General features: G+C 55.4%; 20 protein-coding genes. 3 read left to right on the top strand and 17 right to left on the bottom strand.

What is annotated here, in order from left to right; translation table 11 throughout:
- The 11 genes from DFP98_RS33610 to DFP98_RS33560 form a co-directional block, all read right to left on the bottom strand.
- Complete coding sequence (locus DFP98_RS33610) at positions 1-1,143, bottom strand: response regulator (RefSeq protein ID WP_116065007.1); 1,143 nt, start codon at positions 1,141-1,143, stop codon at positions 1-3.
- Positions 1,140-2,948, bottom strand: a complete 1,809-nt coding sequence (locus tag DFP98_RS33605) for a sensor histidine kinase (RefSeq protein WP_116065006.1) — start codon at positions 2,946-2,948, stop codon at positions 1,140-1,142. The genes DFP98_RS33610 and DFP98_RS33605 overlap by 4 nt, the downstream gene beginning before the upstream one ends.
- 134 nt (positions 2,949-3,082) lie before the next feature.
- Positions 3,083-5,353: an ATP-binding protein gene (locus tag DFP98_RS33600; RefSeq protein WP_116065005.1), complete on the bottom strand. Its 2,271-nt coding sequence runs from the start codon at positions 5,351-5,353 to the stop codon at positions 3,083-3,085.
- 42 nt (positions 5,354-5,395) lie between these two features.
- Entirely contained in the window at positions 5,396-6,703 is a 1,308-nt protein-coding gene (locus DFP98_RS33595; RefSeq protein ID WP_116065004.1) for a hypothetical protein, read from the bottom strand.
- A gap of 115 nt (positions 6,704-6,818) precedes the next feature.
- The gene (locus DFP98_RS33590; protein ID WP_116065003.1) at positions 6,819-7,364 is read right to left on the bottom strand and encodes a glutathione peroxidase; all 546 of its coding nucleotides are present in this window, start codon (positions 7,362-7,364) and stop codon (positions 6,819-6,821) included.
- Between the two features lie 135 nt (positions 7,365-7,499).
- Positions 7,500-9,248, bottom strand: a complete 1,749-nt coding sequence (locus tag DFP98_RS33585; protein ID WP_116065002.1) for a methyl-accepting chemotaxis protein — start codon at positions 9,246-9,248, stop codon at positions 7,500-7,502.
- A gap of 38 nt (positions 9,249-9,286) precedes the next feature.
- Positions 9,287-10,312 (bottom strand): protein-glutamate methylesterase/protein-glutamine glutaminase, encoded by a 1,026-nt coding sequence (locus DFP98_RS33580; protein ID WP_116065001.1) that lies wholly within the window; start codon positions 10,310-10,312, stop codon positions 9,287-9,289.
- Between the two features lie 5 nt (positions 10,313-10,317).
- Entirely contained in the window at positions 10,318-11,133 is an 816-nt protein-coding gene (locus DFP98_RS33575; RefSeq protein ID WP_116065000.1) for a CheR family methyltransferase, read from the bottom strand.
- Positions 11,134-11,237: 104 nt separating this feature from the next.
- On the bottom strand, positions 11,238-13,097 hold the full coding sequence (locus tag DFP98_RS33570) for a methyl-accepting chemotaxis protein (protein ID WP_220377209.1): 1,860 nt from the start codon (positions 13,095-13,097) through the stop codon (positions 11,238-11,240).
- 45 nt (positions 13,098-13,142) lie between these two features.
- Positions 13,143-13,637 (bottom strand): chemotaxis protein CheW, encoded by a 495-nt coding sequence (locus DFP98_RS33565; RefSeq protein WP_116064999.1) that lies wholly within the window; start codon positions 13,635-13,637, stop codon positions 13,143-13,145.
- An 18-nt stretch (positions 13,638-13,655) separates the two neighbouring features.
- The gene (locus DFP98_RS33560; protein WP_116064998.1) at positions 13,656-15,767 is read right to left on the bottom strand and encodes a chemotaxis protein CheA; all 2,112 of its coding nucleotides are present in this window, start codon (positions 15,765-15,767) and stop codon (positions 13,656-13,658) included.
- A 366-nt stretch (positions 15,768-16,133) separates the two neighbouring features.
- Between DFP98_RS33560 and DFP98_RS33555 the strand changes: the two genes are divergently transcribed.
- Positions 16,134-16,910, top strand: coding sequence for a copper amine oxidase N-terminal domain-containing protein (locus DFP98_RS33555; RefSeq protein ID WP_116064997.1), 777 nt, complete (start codon positions 16,134-16,136; stop codon positions 16,908-16,910).
- Between the two features lie 209 nt (positions 16,911-17,119).
- On the opposite strand, the gene DFP98_RS33550 is transcribed toward DFP98_RS33555, so the two are convergent.
- From DFP98_RS33550 to DFP98_RS33540, 3 genes are read right to left on the bottom strand one after another with little or no spacing between them, the layout of a single operon-like run.
- On the bottom strand, positions 17,120-17,569 hold the full coding sequence (locus DFP98_RS33550; protein WP_116064996.1) for an SRPBCC family protein: 450 nt from the start codon (positions 17,567-17,569) through the stop codon (positions 17,120-17,122).
- Complete coding sequence (locus DFP98_RS33545; protein ID WP_116064995.1) at positions 17,566-18,015, bottom strand: SRPBCC family protein; 450 nt, start codon at positions 18,013-18,015, stop codon at positions 17,566-17,568. Before DFP98_RS33545 ends, DFP98_RS33550 begins: the two co-directional genes overlap by 4 nt.
- A 12-nt stretch (positions 18,016-18,027) precedes the next feature.
- Complete coding sequence (locus DFP98_RS33540; protein WP_116064994.1) at positions 18,028-18,519, bottom strand: MerR family transcriptional regulator; 492 nt, start codon at positions 18,517-18,519, stop codon at positions 18,028-18,030.
- Positions 18,520-18,719: 200 nt separating this feature from the next.
- On the opposite strand from DFP98_RS33540, the gene DFP98_RS33535 reads away from it, so the two are divergent.
- Complete coding sequence (locus tag DFP98_RS33535; RefSeq protein ID WP_116064993.1) at positions 18,720-19,712, top strand: GNAT family N-acetyltransferase; 993 nt, start codon at positions 18,720-18,722, stop codon at positions 19,710-19,712.
- A 106-nt stretch (positions 19,713-19,818) separates the two neighbouring features.
- Here the strand turns inward: DFP98_RS33535 and DFP98_RS33530 are convergent, their stop codons facing one another.
- Positions 19,819-20,400 carry a cupin domain-containing protein gene (locus tag DFP98_RS33530; protein ID WP_116064992.1) on the bottom strand — a complete coding sequence of 194 codons (582 nt, stop codon included), beginning with the start codon at positions 20,398-20,400 and terminating at the stop codon, positions 19,819-19,821.
- A 146-nt stretch (positions 20,401-20,546) separates the two neighbouring features.
- Between DFP98_RS33530 and DFP98_RS33525 the strand changes: the two genes are divergently transcribed.
- Positions 20,547-21,992, top strand: a complete 1,446-nt coding sequence (locus DFP98_RS33525; protein WP_116064991.1) for a hypothetical protein — start codon at positions 20,547-20,549, stop codon at positions 21,990-21,992.
- 353 nt (positions 21,993-22,345) lie between these two features.
- Here the strand turns inward: DFP98_RS33525 and DFP98_RS33520 are convergent, their stop codons facing one another.
- Positions 22,346-23,350: an ABC transporter ATP-binding protein gene (locus DFP98_RS33520; protein WP_281275183.1), complete on the bottom strand. Its 1,005-nt coding sequence runs from the start codon at positions 23,348-23,350 to the stop codon at positions 22,346-22,348.
- Positions 23,328-24,335 carry an ABC transporter ATP-binding protein gene (locus DFP98_RS33515; protein ID WP_116064990.1) on the bottom strand — a complete coding sequence of 336 codons (1,008 nt, stop codon included), beginning with the start codon at positions 24,333-24,335 and terminating at the stop codon, positions 23,328-23,330. The genes DFP98_RS33520 and DFP98_RS33515 overlap by 23 nt, the downstream gene beginning before the upstream one ends.
- Between the last annotated feature and the right edge of the window lie 2 nt (positions 24,336-24,337).

The following is a 24,337-nucleotide window of genomic DNA, read 5'->3' as shown; positions in this document are numbered from 1 at the left end:
CTATCCGATCAAGCTCTCATAATAGCCAACCAAATCGTCGGGCGGACGAATGCCCAGTTCGCGGTCAAGCAGCCGAACGTAGTCGGCGTACAGCGCGTTCAAACCGTTCTTGTCCCCGATCCGCTCGCGCGCCAGCAGCATTCGGCGAATGACCGATTCGTCCAACGGATTACGCTGGTTCAGCTTCGCGAGCAGCTTAAGCGCGGCCGCCGCGTTCCCCATGAGAAGATAGGCTTCGGCAAGCTTTCCGGAGAGCGAGGCGTACAACTCCGCGTACCGTTCCGTCTCATGGACGGCCCATACGTATGCCCTGTCTCCGAACAGATCGCCGGTATAGCCTTGTTCTATCCGCTGCGCCCGGTCGATATTATCGGACGCGACCGTCTGAAGCCGACTCGCCTGCGCCGCAAACTCGACATAATCGATCGCCGAGTCGGACGGCAATTCGAGCGCGTACCCGTCATTCTCGGAACGTACCGTATCGCGCAAACCGAGCGGTTCCAGAGATTTGCGCAGATGATAGATCGATGTATTCAAATATTTTAGCGCCTGCTCATGCTCCATGCCTCCGAAAATATCGGAGATCAGCCGCGAGCGCGGAATCCTTCTCCCTGGATGCAGCAGCAGATAGGCGAACAGCTCCGCGGATTTGCGGGAGATCCATTTGATGCGGCCGGCTTCGTTGCTGACGACCACGTCGCCAAGCACTGTGACGACCGTCTTGCCCGTACCGACCGCCGTCGCTGCCGGAGCCGGCATCGCCGGCCCCGGCGCCCAGGTCCGACTCGCCGCAAGCGCCCGCTGAACCGCTCGTTGCAGCCGCTCCTGGGTGATCGGCTTTACCAGGTAGTCCAGCACGGACAGCTCGTAGGCTTTCAGCGCATATTCCTTATGGGACGTGACGAACACGATCTGCATCGGGGCCTCCGCAGCGTTCATCCCGGCGGCAAAAGTCAATCCGCTCTCGCCCGGCATAGAGATATCGACGAAAGCGAGACCTATATCCCCGTGCTTTTCCAGATAAGCCTTCGCCGACCTCGTATCCGAGAATGCTCCGACCACCTGAACCTCCGGTAGCTTGGCCAGCATTTTGCGCAAAATCAGATGCATCGTCGGCTCGTCGTCCACTACAATCGCTTTCATCCGCTCTCCCCCTCCCGATCGCCTTCGACGAATTCGGCTAGACCGCCTGCAAAGCCGGCCAGTGAAAAATAGAAGGTCGTGCCCTCTCCCGGAACGCTATCGAACCACAGCCGTCCGCCGTGAATCCGCACGAATTCTCGCGCCAGAACAAGCCCAAATCTGGCGTTCAGCGATTCGTCTCCGTGCACCTGAGGCTTGAAAAACGGCTCCTCCAGCCGCAGAAGCTCGGAAATATCCGGGTCGATGCCCGCTCCGTTATCCCGCACGGATACGACAACCGCTTCTCCCTCCTGCGAGGCGCCGACTTCGATCGAGCCTCCGATTCCCGTATACTTGATCGCGTTGGAAAGCAGGTTGCGCAAAATCAAATCCAGCATCTCTTTGTCCGCGCGAACCGCCAGCCGAGCGTCAATGCTCTCCGTCAAGTCAATTCGTTTGATTCCCGATTTCGCTCCCGCCAGAGCTAGCGCCTGCCGGACAACCTGCTGCAAATTCCAGCTCATCGGACTAAACACAATCTGGCCCTTCTGGCTGCGATACCAATCCAATAGCTGCTCGACCAGATGGAACGTGCCGTTCACCTGGTCCTTCAATTCGAGAAATAGCTCGGCATGCTCCCGGCCGGCGGCGGTCAGCTCCTCGCCCAGAAGCTCGGTCAAGCTGACAAGCAGCGCGATCGGGTCCCTGATATCGTGCGCAACGACGGTAAACAGCTTATCCTTGAAGGTGTTCAGCTCGGCGAGCTGACGGGCGTTTTCGCGCAGTCTCGCCTCATTTTCCTTCAGCTCCGTAATATCGTTGAGCATTAAAATTTTGCCGATCGGCTGCGCGTCCGCTTCCATGATCGGAGTTAAGCTGCAGGCATAATACCGAGTTCGTTCCCCGTCCGTTCGGCGAAACGGAAATTGAGCTTCTCCCGAGCCGGCGCCGCGAATACTTTCCAGCAGCTCCGGGTGCGCGGTCAACGCCACGGCGGTCTCGGCCGGATAGCGGGCAATACCGGACAACTCGCCTATCACAGACGCCGCTGCCCGATTAAAGCTTACAATCCGATCGTCTCCGTCTATCAGCACGACCCCGTCGCGAATCGTATCGAACAGCTTCGCCTGTGCGAGCGGCATGAGCCGCAGCAGATTAAAACGATAGATTCCCCATACGTAGACGATTCCCGATACGACAAAGCCGAACGGGGTGAGATCGACGCGAATGCCGAACCAGAACACCGCATTGAGCAGCATCGGAGCGGCCCCGCCGAAGGCAAGGATGACGATCTGCTTGCGCATAAGCGAAGGGGAACGCCAGTAAAGCGGGATAAACAACAGCATTCCGAACAGCATTACGCCGTAATTGTAGGCGCCGTGCACCTTGTACCAGAAGCCTTTGATCGTCGTGTATAGAGGAACCTCGGAATCCATATTTAAGATGTAACGTTCGTATACGAGGTGATGCCAATCGTTGGTCAAATGAAATCCGAACACAAGCGCCGGAATAATCATCAGCGCTACCGCCAACTGCTTCCGGCGCTTCGCGGCGATCCCCGCAAACTGAATAACGAGAAGCAACCACAGCGTGGAGCTGAAAGGAATGCCCAAATATTCGATCTGCAACGACAGCTTAAACTCGTCCAGAGTTCGGCTGAGCACCTCCAGCCCATAGCCGAACGCATAGAAAGCCGCTGCCAGCATCATGAAGAAAACCGTTTTGGCGACGGGCAGATGGCGCTTCCGGTAAGCAAGCCATGAGATGAACAGCATGATCGCCGCGGCGGCGAACAGAAAGATCGACATCCACTGCTTAATATCCACGAAGACGGCTCCCTTGCTTGCGATGATTGGCGGCCGGGCCGGAATGCAGCCCCAGTTCGGGATTCAAATCCCTCCGCTATCATCATAACATCCGAAGGCCACAGTCCGAATCGTTTTTTCGACATGGGGCGGAGCTAGCCGTTGCGAATCTCTTCGAAGAAGTAGCTGTATTCGCCCAACTCCTCCCGCGTAATCGTGCGATTGGTCTTGTCCAGCTCATATTGATACGCCTGGAAAATGTGTTTCATCCCGACGGACTCGCCGTTCCCGCTGGCCAGGAATGCCGCGGTGAGAGCGACGTTCTTGATGCTTCCGCCCGACATCTGCAGCTTGCGGCCAAGGAAGCCGCAGTCCAGATCGGGAGCAAGCGGCGTCTCCTGCGGGAAAATGCTCTTCCAGATCGTCTCCCGCTGTCGCTCGTCCGGAAACGGAAAACGAATGACGTAATTGATGCGGCGCAGGAAGGCTTCGTCCATATTTTGCAAATAGTTTGTCGCCAAAATGGAAATGCCCCGATACTCCTCCATCTTCTGCAGCAGAAACGCCACTTCCGTATTGGCGTTCTTGTCGTGGGAATCCTTCACCTCGGACCGTTTGCCAAACAGCGCATCGGCTTCGTCGAAAAATAAAATCGCATAGCTCGACTGGGCCTCGTCGAAAATTTCGCGCAAGTTTTTCTCGGTCTCTCCGATATATTTGCTAATAATTTGCGACAGATCGATTTTGTAGATTTCCATGTCCAGCTCATTGGCCGCGATTTCCGCCGCCATCGTCTTGCCCGTTCCCGGAGGACCGGAGAACAGCAAGCTGACCCCTGTGCCGTAGGAGAGCTTGCGCTGAAATCCCCATGAGCCATACACCGTGTGCTTGTAGCGGATATGGTTGCATGCATGCTGCAGCTTGCGAGTCTGGGGCTCGGGGAGCACAAGGTCGGCCCAGCGATGCTTGGGGGACAACCGCTTCGACTTCGCCCCCAGATTGTGGTTCAGCTGCTTGTAGCAGGCCTGGATCAGATCGCCCCAGCCGATGAGCTCCCGGCCTCCGCCGGTCAATCTCCACTGTGCCGCAGCCCGTGCCGCAGCTAGCGCGCCTTCGATCTGGCCGGGATGGAAAATGAAACGCGACGCCAGCGCCTCCCAGTCGATGCCGCCCTCCACCTCGTAAGCGAGCGCAAGGGTTTGCCAAGCCTCGATCCGTTCCTCGTCCCGAAGACCCGGAATTTCCAGCTCTAGGCCGATGACGCCGCGACGATCAAGCGAACGCAACGGTTCCTCCGACAGCAGGAAAACGATGCCCGGAAGCCGGGCCAACCGTTCAAGCAGCGCCGTCATGCGGCGCTTCTCCGCTTCTCCGTCAATCGCAGCGGGAAAGCCGTAAAAAACGGGGATCGCCTGTTGAATGGCCGCTTCGCGGAACACTGCGTCCAGCGCGTCCGGCCCGCCTTCGTCCGTCTCCGGAAGCTTCGCCATATCCACATACAGCAGCGCTTCATTAAAGTGAACGCCGATATGGGCGGCTTGCGCCCTCCCCCCCGCGCCTTCGGCTCCCCATAGAGAGACGACCTGCGAGGCTCCGTTCGATCCATCCTCCTCGATCCGCCGGGTCAGCCAGCTGCGCAGCTTCGTTTGAATGTCGAAGTGCCCCAGCAGCGGCGGCGTCTCCGCAGAGGGGGACACAATTTCCATATAACGCGCCAATTCTTCCGGCATAGTAATCGAATCGAGCGCGAACCTGACGATGCGTTCATCCAGACGACAGTATTTGTTAATGGTCGTTCCGCCTTTGCGCGTCCCTGCCGCTTCTCGGAGGAAATACCGGCTTAATACCCCGTCATCCCGCAAAATTCTCGCCGCCAACCGGCGCTCGTCCGCATTGCTCGCGGCAAGCGACGCAATTAAATCCCGGCTCGGATGCGTCGCGCTGCGCTCTCCTTGCAGCAACGCAAACGCCGATTCGTATTTCCGATCTACCTCTACCGCCAGGCAAATGACGGCAATTCTTTGCTCCAGCTCCGTCAGTCCGAACAGACGAGCCAAATACGGTAGCGGCAAAAAGGCATTATCCCGCTCCCCGAGAAGCTCGCCCCGCTCCGCCCTTTCGCGAGCGCGTTCCCATTGAAGCGCCAGCTCCAATTCAAACTTGTCCAACGGCGGCTCGCCCTCATTCGTGCGGCGGGTCGGATGACGAAAATCCCGCGCTCCCGCACTCATTGCCGCGCCCGTACTGAACGCCTCAGCAGCAGAGCCGAGCTCCCCTTCCAGCCTCTCTCTCCGGTAAAGCATAAGCGAAATTCCGGCATCCAACCATTCCAGCCATCCTCCGACATAATCCGTTCCGTCCCGAAAAGGCGCCCCGTTTTCGGCTCCGCCGTATGCCGCCTCCGCTGTTGCAACTGCTTGCTCCATGCCGCTCCCCCTGCCCTAAGATGTATTCAGGAACAATCGGCGCTAGGTTCGGCCGAACAGCCGCTTCATGCGAGACATGATCCCGCCTTCCTCCGTTTTCGGCTTGGCCGCCTCGGCTCTCTCCTTCTCCACTTCCTTGGCGCGCTGCTTGTAGAATTTATGATGCTGAGTTTCTCCGCGCGCATGCGCGGTCAGCCGCTTGACCTGCTCGTCGCTATCGACGCTCGGCGCTTCCGCGCCCGCTTTGCCTTGCCCCGCCGCGACGAGGGCATGCCGCTGCTTCTCCAAGCCGATGAATTCATCGATATTGTCGTAGGCCGAGAACTCCTTCTTCCCCATATCTCTGCGCGCTTCCTGACGCGCCCGGGCCTTGTGCACCTGGTTCCGCGAGTCGCCTGTCGCAATATCGCCGACGACTCCGGCCGCCGTACTCACCGCGCTCGTCGCCACGCTCGCCCCAGGCACAATATTGCCCGCTATTCCCGCAACCGTGCTGATGCCCGCCTTCACCCGATCGGCCTTTATTTTCGTGCCGACTGCCTGCGCTTGGGAAGCCGAGCTTTCCTTGATCGCCTCGTTGCCGGTTGTCGCCGCGATCCCTCTGAGCAAATCGCGTTCCTTCACATCGTACTTTTCCGCCATTTTCTGCTTCAGTGCGGCGCCTGCCAGAGGAATCATGCCGACTGCGGTCTGCCCCGGATTTTGCACCATGTCGTTAATCGCATTTTTGGCTTTCTGCCGTACAGCGAATTTGCCCGGCATCAGCCGGTTCTCGATCTTATTCGTGCGGACATCCTCTTCGAGATTGACGTCGCGCTCGCGATTGCCGCTCCGATCCCGGCTCTGGGAGAGATCCCATTTGCCGTAACGCTTGTTGCGGATATGCTGCGGAAGATCGTACCATTTCGGATTGTTGGCCGCGTCCGTCGTTTTCTGAACACGCTCATGAAACGCCGAGTCGATGCCTCCTCCGGCCTCCTCCGACTCTCCGCCCGACGACTCCGACTCTCCGCCGGCCTTCGGCCCCTCGGCTACGGGCCCGCTCGGCGCTTCCGACGGAGCCTCCACCCCGGGAACGGAAGACTGCATCGGCGCTTCTTCGGCCTCCTCCTCCATCTCCGGAGCTTCTTCCGCGCTTGGTTGCTCCGCTCCCTTGCTCGCGCCCGGTCCTCCCATTCCTGGAAATACGCGAACCGCTCCTTGCGCCTTCAGCCTTTCCAGTATGGCGGACTTGTCCGATTCCTGGCTTTCCGTCTCGCTCTGCTCCTGCAAATCCTCGTCGCTCCGGGATAGGGATCGTCTCCGTGTGGAGCTCTCCTCTCCTTTGCGGGCTTCGGTCGTTTTCGGCACCGGCGTCCAGTCCTCTCGTCAATGACTTGATTTACGTGGATTATACCAGACGCCAATAAAAGAATAATAAAAGAAAAAAAGACCCCCGCGTTGACGGGAGCCTTAAACTTGCGAGCTATAGCAGCTTCTCGATTTCCGACGCGATCTCCTCGGGAAGAACGGGAGGCTCGAACCGCGCGACGACTTGGCCGTCGCGATCGACTAGAAACTTGGTGAAGTTCCATTTGATCTCGTTGTCCAGCAGCTTGTCCGGCATGTTGTTCGCAAACATCGCATGGAACTTCTGTCCCGACGGTTGCGTCTGATCGAAGCCTTCGAACGCCTTCTCTTCGGTCAGATAAGCATACAGCGGATGCTTGGCGTCTCCGTTGACATCGATTTTCTCGAAGAGAGGGAACGATACGCCGTAATTCACTTGGCAGAACTGCTCGACTTCCGCGTTGGAGCCGGGCTCCTGCGCCCCGAACTGGTTGCACGGGAAACCGAGAATAACCAGGCCGCGATCCTTATACTTCTGATAAAGCTGCTCCAGCCCTTCGTACTGCGGCGTCAATCCGCATTTGCTGGCCGTATTGACAATGAGAGCGACCTGTCCCCGATAACGGTCAAGCCCGACCTCTTCTCCTTGAATCGTATTCGCGCTGAAACTGTAAACTCCCATATTCGCGCCTCCTTGTAATGACATCTCCCTATAGTGTACACCAGTTGCAAGACGGATGAAAATACGGCCGTACTCTAACCGAATACTCTCCTAATCCAGGACGAGTGGGACTCCTGTTTGCCGATGTGGCCCGATTTATACTTTAAACCGGGTGACCGCTTCATTAAGCTGGGAGGCCAAAGTGCTTAATTGCTGCGAAGCGCTCGCTACTTCCTCGACCGATGCCAACTGCTCCTCGGATGCGGCGGCGACCTCCTGCGCATTGGAGGCAGACACTTGGGCCGTTCGCTCCAGCTGCTCCAACGAAGCGGCTACCTCCTCGCTGCCCGCGGACATCTGCTCCGCAGCCGAGGATACTTCCTCCACTTGACCGGATACCTGCCTCACCGCATGATGAATCGCTTGGAACGACTCGCCGGAAGCGTTCGCCAGCTTCGTCCCCTCGCGCGCTTGTTCCGCGGAGATGTTCAGCGATTTCGTTACCGCTTGGGAGCGCTCGCCGATTTCGTGCAGCACATCGGAAATCTCCTCCGAGGATTGCTTGGAACGCTCGGCCAGCTTGCGGATTTCGTGCGCGACAACCGCGAAGCCTTTGCCGTGCTCGCCCGCTCTCGAGGCCTCGATCGACGCGTTCAGCGCCAGCAGGTTCGTCTGATTGGCCACTTCCGCGATGTGCGCCAGAATCGAGCCGATCCGTTCGCTGGAATGATTCAGCTCCTGCATATCCCTCGCGGCGTTACCCACATGGTCTTCGATCAGTCCCATCTGCCTAACCGTCTGTTGGATGACATCCGCGCCATCCGTGGCCAGATTGGCCGTATCCGCGGCCAAATCGGAGACGACTGCCGTCGACTCGGCGATTCTCTGAATGCCGGCGGCCATCTCCGACATCGCCCGTTGGCATTCCCCGGAGCTTGCCAGCTGGGTATCCGCTCCTACGGCCACCTGGGAGATCGCCTGAGCGATCTCGTTGGTCGCAGCCTCGGTCTGGCCTGCGGTTTCCTTCAGATGACCGGACGAATTCGACACTTCGCTGGATGTCCGATTGATCTGGATCGCCAGTTGACGCAAATTGGCTACCATCTCGTTAAACGAGCTGCTCGCACGCCCGACCTCGTTCGTGCTTGTTACCGGAACGCTGACCGTCAAATCTCCCTCCGCCGCTTCCTTTGCCCGCGCGGCCATCACCTGCAGCGGCCGCAACGCCTGGCGCAGCAGCAGGAAGATTAGCAGCGCGCTCAGAGCAATCGCGGCCGCGCTGATCAAGATCGCGGTCCAGACCAACGCCGAAAGCCGCTCGCTTACGGAATGATAGTCGTAATCCGCACCGTACACGGCCACCACTTTGCCGCTGTCATCCTTTAGCGGCGACAGGTACGTCAGCCATTCCCCGTACTCGTCGGCGAATACCTCCGTCAGCCCGGCTTCGCCCTTAAGCGCCTGCTCGTAGACTTGGCTGAAGCTGCCGTGGTTTTCGTACTCGCTGCCTGCGACGATATCCATCGATTCCAGCGATTGGCTCGCCTGCAAATAGCGAAAATATTTATTATCTCCCTCCTGCCTGTATTCCGGAAGCAGATAGTATGCGTTCGCAACCAGATAATCGTCCGTCGTACCGCTCAGAAGCCGTTTCATAATCGCCATTTCATCCTGCGGCGGCTCTTTCCCCTCGGCCATCGCAGCGGCCGTAACCGAAATCATATGGATGTCCGCCTGGGCTACGTCTCTAAGCTTGTTTCCGACATGGCTGAACTTGCGAAAAACTTCGTCCTTCGTCGACTGATACATCAGAGTCGCTACGATGCTTACCGCCGCGATCATCAATACGGACAGCGCCAGCGAACAGCTCGCGACCAGGCTTTTTTTCCTTAACCACTGAATCATGTTGTATTCCACCCTTTCGACTCTGATTTTCTAAGCTGCTAGCCCAGACATTCGAACAAAGCTTGCGGAATTCTGCCGAGCGGCGTCTGTCTCTCGACGGCTCCGATCTCATACGCCACCTTCGGCATCCCGTATACGACCGACGAAGCTTCGTCCTGCGCGATCGTTCTTCCCCCTCTGCGGCGAATGGCCAGAAGCCCTTTCGCTCCGTCTCTGCCCATTCCTGTCAGCAGCACTCCGACGGCGCTGCGCCCCGCCTCCTTCGCGACCGATTCGAACAGAACGTCGACCGACGGGCAGTGTCCGTTCACCCTTTCACCGTCGAAGCATTCCGCGCGGTATTTTGCCCCGATCTTTTTCAGCCGCATATGTCGATCTCCCGGCGCGACCAGCACGGTGCCCGGTTCGACGTAGTCGCCGGTTTCGGCTTCCTTGACGCGCAGCGAAATTTGGCTGTTCAGCCTCTCCGCGAACATTCTCGAAAAAAGGGGAGGAATATGCTGAACGATCACGATTCCCGGGACGGCGGAAGGAAGCTGGCGAAGAATGCTGAATATCGCTTCGGTTCCCCCCGTGGAAGCGCCGATGGCGATAATGTCATCCGTCCTCTGTACCTTGCCTGAGGGTGAGCGAATCGCCGTATCCTCTGCTGTCCGCATCGCGGTTTTGGCCGTTGAGGCGATTTTGATTTTATAGATCATATCGCGAATAAACGTCGCAACTCCTGTCGGAGACTGCACGTCCGGCTTTACGACAAAATCGACGACGCCCGCCTCCATTGCCTCGAACACCGCCTGACTAACCGCGCTCACCATGACGACCGGAACAAAATATTGCGGCAGCAGCCGGCGAACGAATTCGATCCCGTTCATCTTGGGCATCTCGATATCGCAAGTGATCACATGCGGGTGGAATTGCAATATTTTATCTCGGGCCTCGAACGGATCGCCGGCCGTAGCGACCACTTCGATCAGCGGATCGGACGAAATGCCCCTAGCAATCACTTCGCGAAATACGAGACTGTCGTCCACGACCAATACTTTGATTTTATTGCGGACCGCCAAATGCCTCACCCCTTCCTGTAGACCGCGGGCATTACATATTTGAATCGGGTGGCATTACGGTCAAGGGATTCCGAATGTCCAATAAACAAATAACCGCCGTATTCGGTCAAATCGTATAATTTGTCAATCAGCTGGTACTTCGTCTTATTATCGAAGTAAATCATCACATTCCTGCAGAAAATAACCTGAAATTTGCGCTTAAACGGAAAGACTTTATCCATAAAATTCAGCTTGCGAAAAATAACCTCATTGCGGATGCGATCCGCCAGAACGGATTGTTCCCCATCAAGCTCCCGAAAATAATTCAATTTCCAAGCGGCCGGCAGAGCCGCAATCTTGTCCTTAGTGTATATCCCTTTTCCAGCAATTTCAAGAACTTGGTTCGATATGTCTGTGGCTAATATTTTCGTATCCCATTGGGCTTTCTCCGGTCCGAAATATTCGTCGATCATCATCGCCAAAGTGTACGGCTCCTCGCCCGAGGAGCACGCGGCGCTCCAAATGCGCAAATCCTTGTCCTTGACCGTGCTTGCCAGATAAGGCAAAACCTTGTCCCGAAAAAAGTAAAAATGAGCGGGCTCTCGCATAAAAAAGGTGTAGTTGGTCGTAATTTTGTCGAGAAGAGTGACAGCCGCTTGACCGGTCCTGTCGGCCACGACGTAGCTCAAATAGTCGGATAGGTTGTTAAAGTTTCGGCCGGCAAGCTCGCGGTTCAGCCTGCTGGCCACCAGAGATAACTTCTCCGCCTTAAGATGGATGCCGTAATGGAGTTTGATATATTCGGAGAATTGCTTAAACTCTTGCTCGGTAATGCGATTCATCGTTTCCCACCCGCCCTGCCGACTGGCTTTTCGTACCGCGAATTCTAACGCGTAGGGAGAAAAAGAGCGGTCAACCCTAAGATTGGACCGCTCCTTCTTCCTGCTTAATACTTGCCGAACTCGAAATCGCTCAGAGCGATCTTCTTGGTTCCGGAAGCAGCGGCTTCTCTATAGCCATCGGCGTGCTCTTCCGTCCTTTTGTTTCTGCTCATCGCTTCCAGCATCTTCAGCACCTCGGGGTTTAAGCCGTCCAATTCCCGATAGGGCGAACGCCGATTTTCTCTTTTCAGCCGGAATCTGCCGACCTGATCCTTCAGCAGCTCCGCCTGGCTGGCCAACTGCTCGCTGGCTGCGGCGCTCTCCTCGGACGTTGCCGAGTTGTTCTGCACGACATGGGACACTTGCATAACTCCCTGGTTGATTTGCGAGATGCCGATCGCCTGCTCGTTGGAGGCTACTGCGATATCGCTGACCAGCGTCGCTACCTTCTCGACATTTTCTACGATTTTGACGAGCGCGCCGGCGGTCTCGTTAGCTATGCGGGTGCCGCCCTCCACCTTGCGAATTGAGCTTTCGATCATATCGGTCGTTTCTTTCGCGGCATTCGCCGAACGCGCCGCCAGATTCCGCACCTCTTCCGCAACGACGGCAAAGCCTTTGCCGTGCTGGCCCGCCCTGGCCGCTTCCACTGCGGCGTTCAGAGCCAGGATGTTCGTCTGGAACGCGATCTCGTCTATAACCTTGATAATCTTGGAGATGTTGGCGGAGGACTCGTTGATATCCTGCATCGCTCGGAGCATCTCCTTCATCTGTCCGTTGCCTTGCTCCGCATTCATCTTGGCGGTTTCGGCCAATCCGTTCGCTTCGCTCGCATTGTCGGCGTTCAAACGCGTCTGCGCCGAAATTTCCTCGATAGACGCGGTAAGCTCCTCAATGGAGCTGGCCTGCTCGGTAGCTCCCTGAGACAACGAAATGCTCGAATCGGACACTTGCGCCGAAGCGGAGGCGACTTGATCCGCCGCGGATTTCACGTCGCTCAGCACTTCATTGAAGGATTCGACGATTCGATTCAGCGAGGTTTTGATCTCGGCGAAATCTCCTCTGTAATCGCTGGTGATCTCGACGACAAGATTGCCGTTCGACATTTCCGTCAAAATATGCGTAACTTCGTTTACCACGCTTTGGAATGTCGCGATAACAGTCGCCGTCCCATACGCCAGCTGCCCGATTTCGGTATTGTCGATCGTGACCTTGACGGATTGCGACAGATCTCCTTCCGCCACCCGCACCATGTTTTCTTTAATCCGGATAATCGGCTTAATGATTTTGAAATGCGACAGCAGCAGGCTAATGCCGCTGAACACTGCGGTAATCACGATAAGCACGATCATGATAATAATGTTCCTCTGCATATCGTCAGCTGCCTGGTCCAGCTCGCCGGAGGCTCTGGCGTTCATCGTTTCCTGGAATTTCTCGATTAGCCCCTTGATGGCCTGCTTGCCCTGATCGTACTGTTCGCCGAATACCAGACGCCGACCGTCATCGAGCTTCCCTTCCTCCACCGCCTGCATCGCTTTTTCTTCTATACCGACGAGCGCATCGGAATTCTTTTTCGCTTCGGTGATCAGATCAAGCTCGTTCTGCGGAGCTCCCAGCTCCGTCAGCTTTGCGACAATGTGGTCCCTCGTTTTCGTCTCGTTGACTTCTCTCCAGTAATTGTCGTAATGCGTTTTGTCTCCGAATTGGACGTAAGCTCTGACCTCGCCTGTCAAATATTCCGAGGCGTTCGTCAGATCGAAGCCAAGCTGCTTGAATTCGGATTTTCTCTGCTCGGCGGTTCTCATCTTTTCGAATGAACCCATCACTTGAATCGACAAAATCACCAGCACAATCGCCAGCACCAAGGACAGGCCGCCCAACAAATAATTCAACGTAGATTGCTTAATGCCCCTCTTATTCACCATACAGCTTCCTCCTAATGGATGTGATCTGTTTCTAGCTGTTCGCAATTATAAAATGGAGCTGTGCAGTTGATCGAGATCTCCGTCATTCAGCAATCTGTTGCCGTCCAAAATCAGCTTGACTTCATTTCCGACTTTGCCAACGCCCTTGATGTACCTGTTGCTCGTTCTATGAATTTCCGGAGGGGCGATAATGTCGGCTTCCGGAATCGCGAGCACCTCCGCGACGCTATCCACGATAAGTCCAATGCAGTCGTCGTCGATATCCACTACAATGACGCAAGTGCGATCGTTGTACGCTCTGTATTCCTTTTTGAACCGGAGCCTCACGTCCATGACGGGAATAATTTTGCCTCGGAGATTAATGATCCCTTTGATGTACTCCGGAAGCTCAGGCACCTCGGTAATCGGCTGAATGCCGATAATCTCGGTGACATACCGAATTTCGATGCCGAACGTCTCGTTCCCCAGCGCGAAAGTAAGGAACTTCCCTTGTTGCGTATCCTCTTGCTCCATTTGTTCCTGTTGTTGGATCTGCGCCATTCGGACACTCCTCTCTAGTCATTGGGAAGAAATCTGCGACTTCTTGTTCAGTAATCCGCCGATATTGAGGATCAGACTGATGCTGCCGTCTCCGAGCAGCGTACACCCGGCCAGCCCTTCGATTCTTCGGTTGTTGGCAATGTAGCCGGGCAGCGCCTTGACGACGACCTGTTGCTGCCCCAGAAGCGCGTCGGCGAACAGGCACACGCTTTTGCCGTCCTGCTCCACCATGAGCATAATGCCCTCTGTAAGATCGGCAACGGCGGCCGGCACCGAATACAGCTCATGAAGGCGCAGAATCGGATACACTTTGCCGCGCAGCAAAATCATTTCGTTCGAATCCGGATCCGTGACGATATCCCGCAGCTTCGCTTGGAAGGTTTCCTGGATCGAGGTCGTAGGGATCGTATACTTGGCGCTTCCGACCCGGATGTTCATGCCGTCGATAATCGCCAACGTAAGCGGGATTCTCAACGTCGTGACCGTTCCGACGCCCTCCTCGCTGTCAATCGACACCGAGCCGCCGACCGCCTCTAAATTTTTCGAGACGACGTCCATGCCAACCCCCCGTCCGGAAAATTCCGTTACGTTCTCGTTGGTGGAGAAGCCGGGAAGAAAAATCAGATTGTAAATTTCCTTGTCCGTCATTTCATTCTCAGGCTTCATCAACAAGCCCTGCTTCTTCGCTTTGGCCAATATTTTGTCTTTGCTCAATCCCTTGCCGTCGTCCTTAACGGTAACAAGCACGTTGCTCCCGGCATTTTGCGCCTCCAGCGTAATCCGACCGGCCTGCGGCTTGCCGCTTGCCGCTCTCGCTTCGGAGGACTCGATGCCGTGATCGGCGGCATTGCGCACGAGGTGCATCAACGGATCGGAAATATGCTCGATGATGTTTTTGTCCACTTCGGTTGCTTCCCCGATCAGCGTCAGCTCCAGCTCCTTGTCCAGCTTTCGCCCCATATCTCTGACGATGCGATGCATCTTATGGAAGGTGGCGGACAGCGGAACCATGCGAATGGACATCACCATATCGCGCATTTCGCTCGTAATTTTCCTGAGCTGGCGAGCCGCTTTGTCGAAGCCGCCCAACTGCAGCGCCTTAAGCTCCGGGTTCTGGGTCACCATCGCTTCGGCGATCACCATTTCCCCCATCAAATCCATCAGCTTGTCCAATTTGTCTACGTCAACGCTGATAAAGCTTTGCTGGGCGCCCTTATTCTCCGCCTGCTCCCGGGTCGGCGACTGGGCTTTGGCCGGGGGTTCGGCCTTGACGAGAGGCTCCGCCGCGGCCGCGAGCTCAAGCTCGGCTATCGCAAGCTCCGTTTGTTCAGAAGGCTTCGAAGACGATTCGTCCTCCAGCTCGACAAGCGACAGATTGCGCACGAACGCGGTGCTCGCGATTATATCATGCAGCTCCCGCAGCGTTCTTGCGCTTCTGAACGTCGCCTTAAAGCCCCTCTCCCGAATGATATGGACGCTGTCGCCGTTCTCGACGATATCTTCGGGAGAATACGAGAAATCTTCGGCAATCTCGCTTAGATGATGGACGATAGCGTACGCCCTGATGTTCTCCATCTCGCAGCCGTCGTCAAAATGAATGACGGCTTCATAAGCTTGCAGCCGCGAACGGGCCGCTCCGGCGCCAGGCCCGGAGGGAAGCGACCGCGGCTGCGCCGCGACGGCTTCCTTCCTCGCTCTGGGAGGCGATGAGCCTCCGCCTTGCGCCTTGATGACGGACAGGAATCTTCTGATCGTCTCGATCAGGCTGCCAGGGTCGCCGTCGAGGCTTCCCGCGCTTCTTACTTTGTCTAGTTCCAGTTTTATGAAATCGATACCTTCTAAAATGAGGTCGGACAGCAGGACGAGATCTAAGTTGACATGTTTCTCCTCTCGGATGTAAAAAAATAAATCCTCCATCGCATGGGCCAGCGACGCAATATTGTTGTACGTCATCATGGCGGACGAGCCTTTGATCGTGTGCATAATTCGGAAAATCTCATTCACGGTGTCGAGGGTAAGACCGTTAGCTTTTTCGAACGTCATAACGGTTTTTTCGAGCTGATCGATATTTTGCGTCGTTTCATAGATGTAAATGTCCAATATCGAATCGTTGGAAAATCCTTGATCCAAGCGCCTTTCCCCCCCATCTCATAGCTGATCTGAACATCATCCGTTTATGCAATACGTTAACCAAGCCTTACATTAGCCATAATTTCGACAAAAATCGCCAAACACCTTTTTTTGTCAGGCAAAATAATAGAGCGATTGTAGACGAAGTTAACAGGGCCGAAACACCGTCCGAGCGGGCACCGGCTTCTCTCTATTATGCGGCCTGCGACGGGTGTTCAAGCTATCGATAATCTCTTATGACTCTACTTAATGAGAACCCCCGTTTTCGTTTATACAAATGCTGGGTATATATTAGTCATGACGTCATCTTTGCCCCTGAAAGAGGCGTCCAAATGACCATAGTTATTTAATTAAGGAGGAATATCCGTGTCCAAAAAATTAACGCCTGTTTTGCTCGCTGCATCCCTGATGCTGCTGCCGGTTCTGTCCGGACAAGTCTCCGCGCAGGAGTCACCGACAATTACAGCTCCAGTGTACGGAAAAAACGAGCGGGGTCACATCCTTATTCCTCTTCGCGTCGTCTCCGAAGGGTTGGGAGCCAAAGTGAAGTGGGACAAGCCGACATTATCCGCAAAAATTACAAGAGAGAAAATAGAGGTTAATGTGCCTCTTAATTCGGATTATGCGACGGTTAACGGCAAAAGCGTGCGCTTGGACGCACGCACCATTATCGAACGCGGAGTCACTTATGTGCCGCTTCGCTTTGTCGCTCAATCGCTGGGAGGAACGGTCACTTGGAACAACGAAACGCAAAAAGCCACCGCTTCGCTCGGCGACCGGAAGGTCGTCATTAATGCCCGACAGTATCCGGAGCTGACTCAGACGCGGCTTAACGCGCTCGTCCAAGCGGCGAACGATTCGGCCAATCCGTCCAAGTACAAGCAGATTCGCACGAAGTTCAAACCTTATTTTACGGATGAGTTCATTAACAAGATTGTTCAGAGGAAAAGTGTCTTGACGCAGCATCGATTTGTTTCGAAGCCCTACATCTACTACTATGAAGGAACAGGTCGCGGCAGCATCACTCAGCTGGAAAGTCCTCGCGATGCCGGAGGCATGAACGTTGAACGCATCATTACGATTCGCTATATCAACGGCAAGTGGATGGCGGAGAACGTGGATTATCTTCTTGTCTCCCCTTAAGAAATACACGAGGGGGGCTGACTCATAAGTAAAGGCGTACAAGAAGATTATCGATGAAAAAATAAGGGTATCTATCTCCTGGAGACTGCCTCATACGGTCCTGAAACTACCCCTTTACGGGTTTACCCTTCAAGTTTCAGGATCGTATAGCAACGGAAGGAGATAGATACCCGGAATATCCCATCGATAATCATTTCGTAAGACTCTCTTTACTTATGAGCCAGCTCCGACAGAACCGTTCCCAACCGATCCAGATTTTGCTCGTTGGCATCGATGCAGTACGGCTTGGCCTGCTCGAAGTCCTCCTTTAGCTTAAAGCGCTGACGGAAGGTAACTACGGTTCTCCCATTGCTCTCCTCGAAAGTGGCCGTTATCCGAAATTCATGGCCGGACAGATGATCCAGCACGACTCGTTCCGGCTGCACAATCTCGACAAATACGCATTCGTTCGGATAATTTGTACCGTCGGGTCCGTGCATCGTGAATTTCCATTCGCCGCCCGGACGAACATCGCACTTATGGAATGTATTGTTGAAGCCCTCCGGCCCCCACCACCGAGCAAGCAATTCCGGAGTTGTCCAAGCCCGGAATACGAGCTCCCGCGAACAACCGTACTCGCGTGCGGCTACCAATTCATTTTCATTTTCGCCGATCGTCACGCTTCATCGGCTCCTTCCACTAACGGAACAATCCCGTCCAGCATCAGATTTGTACCATGCTCCCTGATTTCCGGCGTATCGTGCCCGTCAAAATAAGCGCCCTGCTCGGTGAAGATCAGCTTCGTGCCGCCTTCCGTCCGAACGAACTCGACCGTCGTGATCGAGACGGAAATACGCGTATCGTCCGAATCCAGCGTATAACTATAGACGATGCGTTGATCTGGAACAAGCTCTTGATAGCATGCGTCAAAGGTGAAAACCGGCCCTTCCGGCGGCCCGCCGCGGCTATACTCTCGTCCGCCGACCCTGAAGTCGAAGCTGTCTGCCGGCGAAAACCATTTGGCTTTAAGCTGCGGATCCGCCCAGACGCGGAATACCCGCTCCGGCGCGGCGGCATATGTTTTCTCGATGGCAAAGGTGGCGTGTTTGACGAATCTTTCGTTCATGATAGTTCCTCCTCAGGGTTCTTGATTTTCATTTTCCTCGGCAAGCGTCTCTCCCAATCGATCCAGATGCCGCTCCCAGCTCGAACGCCGCTCGAAGACCGGCTTCTCGAATTCCGTTTTCATCGCCTGCAGCAAGCTTGCAAAATCCTCGGCCGACAGCCGTTCCTCTCTCTGTACCGACTTGGAAACGTGTCTAAGCAGGTCCAGACGATTCTCATGGTGTCTGATTTGCTCCCGAAGACGTTCCATCTGCAGCTCCAAGATGGCCAGAGGACTGACTTGTCCGCCATTCAAAACCGATCTTACTTCTTCCAGCGATAGCCCCAGCTCCTTCAGCGCCAAAATCTGATGCAGCCTCGACAAGTCCGATTCTCCATATAGCCTGTGGCCGGATTCGGTCTGAGCGGACGGGGAAAACAAACCGATCTGATCGTAAAACCGTAAAGTTCGCACCGTAAGTCCCGTCAGTTTGGCGAGGTCGCCGACTTTCCATAGCTTGGTCATGAATCAACTCCGTTCTTGGGCGCTAGCGAAGTACCGGTAGCTTCATTATAAAACCTTACGTAACGTAACGTGCAAGTGTAAAAATCAAAATTGCCGCAACCGCCAGCTGCTAAAATTCAAGTGTATTTGTTTATAGTCAAACTCTACCGCGAAATGAAGAGAAAGTAATGCGATAATAAGGAAATAATAGGAACGGGAGGTTGGGGTTTATTCATTTCTTAATCAGAAAATTGCGTCACCCGGACGATTATCCGGCTGTAGCGCCTCTGCTCAATCTGATCTGGTCGGAGCCGACCACAGCCCAAGAGCTTCAGGCGGACGAAGAAAAGATTCCTCCCGGACAGCTCCATTACAATGAGGACGGCAAGCTGATGGGCTGGGATCGGCCCAAGTGGGTGGCGGAAAACGAGCACGGCCAGGTTGTCGGCTACGCGATCGTCTGGAGAGCGCCATGGAACGAACCCGGGTCGCTGGGTCATACGGTCGTCGTACACACGGACGCGCGGCGCAACGGAATCGGCGGCGCCCTGTACGCTGAACTGATGAACTGGGCACGCGAAGTTAAAGCCTCGCGCCTTGTCGATTATTTGCGAGAATCGGACGAAGCGTCCATCGCGTTCGCGCAGCGGCGAGGCTATGTCAAAGGACGGCATTCCTTTGAATCCGTATTGGATTTGGAGGCCTACACAATTGAAGAAGCTTTGAGCGAGTCGATCGCCGATGCAGAACGCGGCGGCATTCGTTTCGTTACGTTGGCGGAGGAACCCGGCGAAGAGAACGAGCGTAAGCTCCATGAGTTGTATAAAACGACTCATCCCGACATTCCCGGCTTCGTAGGCGATTATCCTTGGTTCGAAGAATGGAAGAAATGGAACCTTCAGCTGCCCGGCATACGGCCGGAATGGATTCACATCGCCAAGGACGGAGATCGCTACGTCGGAGTCGTGGCTCTTCAGTACAATGAACAAACGCAAGCCATGTACCATCAGTACACCGCCGTGCTGCCGGAATACCGAGGGCGCAGAATAGCGTTGGCCTTGAAGCTGCTCGGCGTGCGTACGGCTCAGACTAGCCGGGTTGCCTATCTGCGGACGAATAACTATTCCATGAACGCTCCGATGCTGCGAATCAATCGCGATTTGCTCGGCTTTCGTGCGGAGCCGGGCAACTTCGAAATGATCCGTACGCTTTGATTGAGGCTGTACGCACATCGTATATCCGCGAAGTTAAAAAACATCGATCGCCTTCAGCCGTCGGGCTTTGGGAGATCGACGCTTTTTTAACTTCGCTTCTTTAGACTTATTCAGACGCCATGGCATCCGCTTTGGTAAGATGAACCGTGCCGCGCGGATGCTCCGGCGGCGCATAGATCGAGTACACCTTAAGCGGTTTGCCGCCCGTATTCGTAACGTTGTGCCACGTTCCCGCCGGGACCATGATCGCATACCCGTCATCGACGTTGGCCGTATAGTCCAATTGCTCGGGACTTTTCCCCATTTGCACCAAGCCTTGACCCTCTTCCACGCGAATAAACTGATCCGTCTTCGGATGAACCTCCAGACCGATATCGCTGCCGACCGGGATGCTCATCAAGGTCACTTGCAAATGCTCCCCGGTCCAGATTGCCGTACGGAAGGTTTGATTATCCTCGGTCGCTTCGTCAATATCCAGCACAAACGGATTGGGCCCTTGATCCTGAAGTCTCGCTCTCCGTTCATCCGCAGAAACGTATCCGTTCCTGTAATCATAGCCGTAGCCCCTATTGCGTCTGAGCAATGAATAATCTGGCGGCGAACCCGCCAGCGCCTGCTGCCTCGGACCATAAGCGGCGGAGTAGCCCCCGGGATAGACGACATAAGTTATCGGGTAACTATAGTACATCCTTACTAACCTCCATAGGTTGATAAACCATCTTATGCCTATGGAACGTTATGGTGCTTGCCGGGCAGCGATGCTCCAGGTCATATCCATCATTCTGACGATCGAAAAGTTTCTTTTCATCCGCAAACTATGTTTTAATAACTTATATGAAATCATCCAAACTTCCGATTATCTACGGTATCGTCGTCATCGCCGTCGTGCTGCTCATGCTGCCCAAATACGCTTTTAACGATCCGGACACGTTCTGGCATATCGAATTGGGAAGCTATATGCTTGAGCACAAACAGGTGCTCTATCACGCCATACATACGTTCTACGAGGACAAGCTGCCCTACATTCCGCATGAGTTCGGCTTTCAGATTCTAGTGGCGTTGTCCTATCAGGCGTTCGGCTGGCCCGGCGCTTATTTGCTGACCGCGCTTAGTCTGCTGCTGCTTATACCGGGGCTGCTTCGTCTTGCCCGCATATCGCGCAAGGAGTTGGGCATGGAGGAGGAGCATCCATTGCTGCTCCTGTTCGTGCTGCTTATCGCCTGCTGGATTTATTACGGCTATTTCAAAATCAGGCCGCAGATGATCTCCGCCGGGCTGATCGTCTGGTTTGTCGTCTATTTGCGGGAATTTCAGCTGCGTGTCGGCTGGAAGCCTGCTGCCGCCTTGATCGCCCTATCCCTGCTCATTGCAAATATTCATACGGGCGTCTGGCTTGTCATCGCCGTGTTCACAGGTATGGCGCTTTTGGAGTCGCTGCTGAACAAACAGCTGAATAAACCGCGGATGTTGGCGTTTCTGGGCGTCTGGTTAGTCGGGCTGCTAAATCCGGGAGGTCTCAAAAGTCTGTTCTTCATTCTGACCGTGACGAAGAACGACTTTAATATGCTCATTAATGAATGGCAGCCGCTTCAGTTCAACAAGCTGGACAGCTTGCCGATCATGCTGTTGCTGCTGTTTTTTGTGTTAACGCTGCCCTTCGCGCTGCGCGGCAAGCCTTTCCGTTTCTTTCTGGCTGCCGGCATCCTCTACTTGGGCATCGCAAATTTTAAGCAAAATCTGTTCATGTGGCTGCTTATTCCTTATTTCGCCGCGGCCGCTCTGGATGCGGCTCCGCCATGGCTGCGTTCGTGGCGTTCGCAGCTTCGCATGCCTGCCATTCTGCTCTGCTTGGCGGTTGGACTCGCCGTCAACAGCGCTTACGTATTCGTCAGGACGCCGCAGATTGACGCGAAGAATTACCCGGTCGAAGAGATGAATTACATTATGGAGCGCAAGCCCGAAGGCAAGCGGCCGAGAGTGCTGTCCACCTACGGTACTTCCGGCTACGTCATGTTCCGGGGCGGCGACATTTTGACCGACGGCAGACAGGACCCTTTTATTACTGAACAGTCCAAAGGAACGTTAGGCTGGACCGCATTCGAGCGCTCGATGCACGGCTTCTCGGTCTACTTGCCGGAAATTGTCTCCTATGACAAGCCCGACTACGTGATCGTTCGCAGCGATTCCTCCTGGAAGCTGTACGACGGCTGGGTCGAGGCGTTCGGAGAGCCGTCTTTCAAAGGCACGTACGGCAGCGTGTTCGTTATCCCAAGACGGTGACGAAATGATGTTCGTATTGGCGATTGTCGATCCCGACTCCCGTTAGACAGCTTGACTGCGCGGGCTTCGGCCCAGTTGAGGACCCGGTTAGGGCCGTTAGTCGCCGCTCGCCAACTTTATATGGAATTTCGTACAAAGTTCGGCTCTCATCGTCTATTTGAGGCCAACTTGTACGATTTATCACACAATCCGCCGCTCCGGCCGCTCCAACGCCGTATCTTTGTACGATCAATCCTACAAAACAGACACAGCGCTCCACAAAATTGCGGCACTTATACGTTAAATCGCCCCGATTGCCGCGTCCAAGCGGAAAATGGGGCGATTTATCGGGATATTCTGCGAGACGCCTGCGCTTAATACAGATGGCATGAAACCCGTTGGCCCGGCTCGACTTCCTTCAACGCCGGAGCGACGGTTTTGCAGATGTCCATGCAGCTTGGACAGCGCGTATGGAACGTGCACCCGGACGGCGGATTCGCCGGACTCGGCACGTCGCCGCGCAAAATGATGCGCTCCCTCTTCGCCCCCTCTGCGCCGCGCACCTCCGGTGCCGCCGACATCAGCGCACCCGTATACGGGTGCTTCGGCGAACGGAACAACTGCTCCTTGCTCGCGAGCTCGACGACGCGTCCAAGGTACATCACGGCGACGCGATCGGAAATATGCTCGACGACCGATAGATCGTGAGAGATGAACAGATACGTCAGCCGGTACTGCTCCTGCAAGTCCTGCATCAGGTTGATCACCTGCGCTTGGATGGAAATATCGAGTGCGGACACCGGCTCATCGGCGATAATCACCTTCGGATTTAGGACAAGCGCCCGTGCGATGCCGATCCGCTGCCTTTGACCGCCGCTGAACTCATGTGGATACCGAGAAGCGTAGCTTGGGTTCAAGCCGACGTTGTCGAGCAACGAAGCGACCCGCTCGATTTGCTCTCGCTTACTTCCGATTCCGTAGATTTTCATCGGCTCGGCCAACGTGCGTCCGATCGTCCATCTGGGGTTAAGCGACGAATACGGGTCCTGGAAAATCATCTGAACGTCGCGACGCATCGCCCTCAGTTCGGCGGGCGACTGCGCATGAATGTCGCGCCCGTCCAGACGGACCGAGCCTTCCGTCGCCTGCAGCAGGCGAATAATCAGCCGCGCCACGGTGGATTTGCCGCAGCCGCTCTCGCCGACGATGCCCAGCGTCTCGCCGCGACGAACCTTAAAGCTGACGCCGTCCACCGCTTTCACATGCCCCTTCGGCCTGGAGAACACGCCGCGCCTGATCGGAAAATATTTTTTCAACCCGTCGACTTCCAGAATGGCGTCATCAGCCTCGTCGGTTTTATCCAATAGATGATCCAACAAGCGCTTGTCCTCCTTTCTCTACAAGCCAGCAAGCCGCAGCTCTGCCCGCTTCGTCTATTGGGAACAGCGGCGGCAGCTGCTCGCGGCACTTGTCCATCGCGTGCGGACAGCGATCGACGAAGCGGCAGCCTTGGCCCCACTGCGATGGAGGCGGTACATATCCGGGAATGTAGTTCAGTCGTCGTTCGCTGCCCGCGCTCTTGGGCAGCGAGTTGAGCAGCCCTTGCGTATATGGATGGCGCGGCGAATCGAGAATATCCCGCACCAGGCCCTGCTCGACGATTTTGCCGGCGTACATGACGATGACATGGTCGCAAACTTCGGATACGACGGCCAGATCGTGCGTGATAAGCATCATCGACATATTGTTCTGCTTCTGCAAATCCTTCATCAGCTGAAGAATTTGCGCCTGAATCGTCACATCGAGAGCGGTCGTCGGCTCGTCCGCGATCATCAGCTCCGGCTGGCAGGCCATCGCCATGGCGATCATGACCCGCTGTCGCATGCCTCCGGATAACTGATGCGGATAGTCGCCGGCGATTTCCTCCGCCCGCGGAATGCCGACCATCTGCAGGAGCTCGATTACTCGTGCTTTCAGCGCTTTGCCGGAAGCCTTCTTGTGAATTTTCAGCGCTTCCCCGATCTGGTTGCCGATCGTATATACCGGATTAAGCGACGTCATCGGCTCTTGAAAGATCATTGCGATTTCGTTGCCGCGTAAGACGCGAAGCTCCCGCTTGCTCACCTTGAGCAAGTCTCTGCCTTTGAATTTGATTTCGCCCTTCGTGATTTTCCCGGGCGACTTGATCAGCCCCATGATAGACAAGGAGGTTACGCTTTTGCCGCAGCCGGATTCGCCGACGATGCCCAGCGTCTCGCCCTTGCGGATCGCAAAGGAGATGCCGTCGGTCGCATTGAAGGTATGATCGCGGGATTGGAACGTGGTCGTCAGGCCGTTAACCTCCAGCAAATATCGATCGTCCATGT

It is taken from the genome of Cohnella phaseoli, from assembly GCF_003386235.1.
In the GTDB taxonomy this organism is placed as follows: Bacteria; Bacillota; Bacilli; order Paenibacillales; family Paenibacillaceae; genus Cohnella; species Cohnella phaseoli.
This window is presented reverse-complemented; position numbering and strand designations above follow the sequence as displayed.

Coding starts and splice junctions, on each gene's coding strand:
- DFP98_RS33610 (WP_116065007.1), bottom strand. CDS start 1,143: ATGAAAGCGATTGTAGTGGACGACGAGCCGACGATGCATCTGATTTTG.
- DFP98_RS33600 (WP_116065005.1), bottom strand. CDS start 5,353: ATGGAGCAAGCAGTTGCAACAGCGGAGGCGGCATACGGCGGAGCCGAA.
- DFP98_RS33590 (WP_116065003.1), bottom strand. CDS start 7,364: ATGGGAGTTTACAGTTTCAGCGCGAATACGATTCAAGGAGAAGAGGTC.
- DFP98_RS33585 (WP_116065002.1), bottom strand. CDS start 9,248: ATGATTCAGTGGTTAAGGAAAAAAAGCCTGGTCGCGAGCTGTTCGCTG.
- DFP98_RS33575 (WP_116065000.1), bottom strand. CDS start 11,133: ATGAATCGCATTACCGAGCAAGAGTTTAAGCAATTCTCCGAATATATC.
- DFP98_RS33570 (WP_220377209.1), bottom strand. CDS start 13,097: ATGGTGAATAAGAGGGGCATTAAGCAATCTACGTTGAATTATTTGTTG.
- DFP98_RS33565 (WP_116064999.1), bottom strand. CDS start 13,637: ATGGCGCAGATCCAACAACAGGAACAAATGGAGCAAGAGGATACGCAA.
- DFP98_RS33545 (WP_116064995.1), bottom strand. CDS start 18,015: ATGAACGAAAGATTCGTCAAACACGCCACCTTTGCCATCGAGAAAACA.
- DFP98_RS33540 (WP_116064994.1), bottom strand. CDS start 18,519: ATGACCAAGCTATGGAAAGTCGGCGACCTCGCCAAACTGACGGGACTT.
- DFP98_RS33530 (WP_116064992.1), bottom strand. CDS start 20,400: ATGTACTATAGTTACCCGATAACTTATGTCGTCTATCCCGGGGGCTAC.
- DFP98_RS33525 (WP_116064991.1), top strand. CDS start 20,547: ATGAAATCATCCAAACTTCCGATTATCTACGGTATCGTCGTCATCGCC.
- DFP98_RS33515 (WP_116064990.1), bottom strand. CDS start 24,335: ATGGACGATCGATATTTGCTGGAGGTTAACGGCCTGACGACCACGTTC.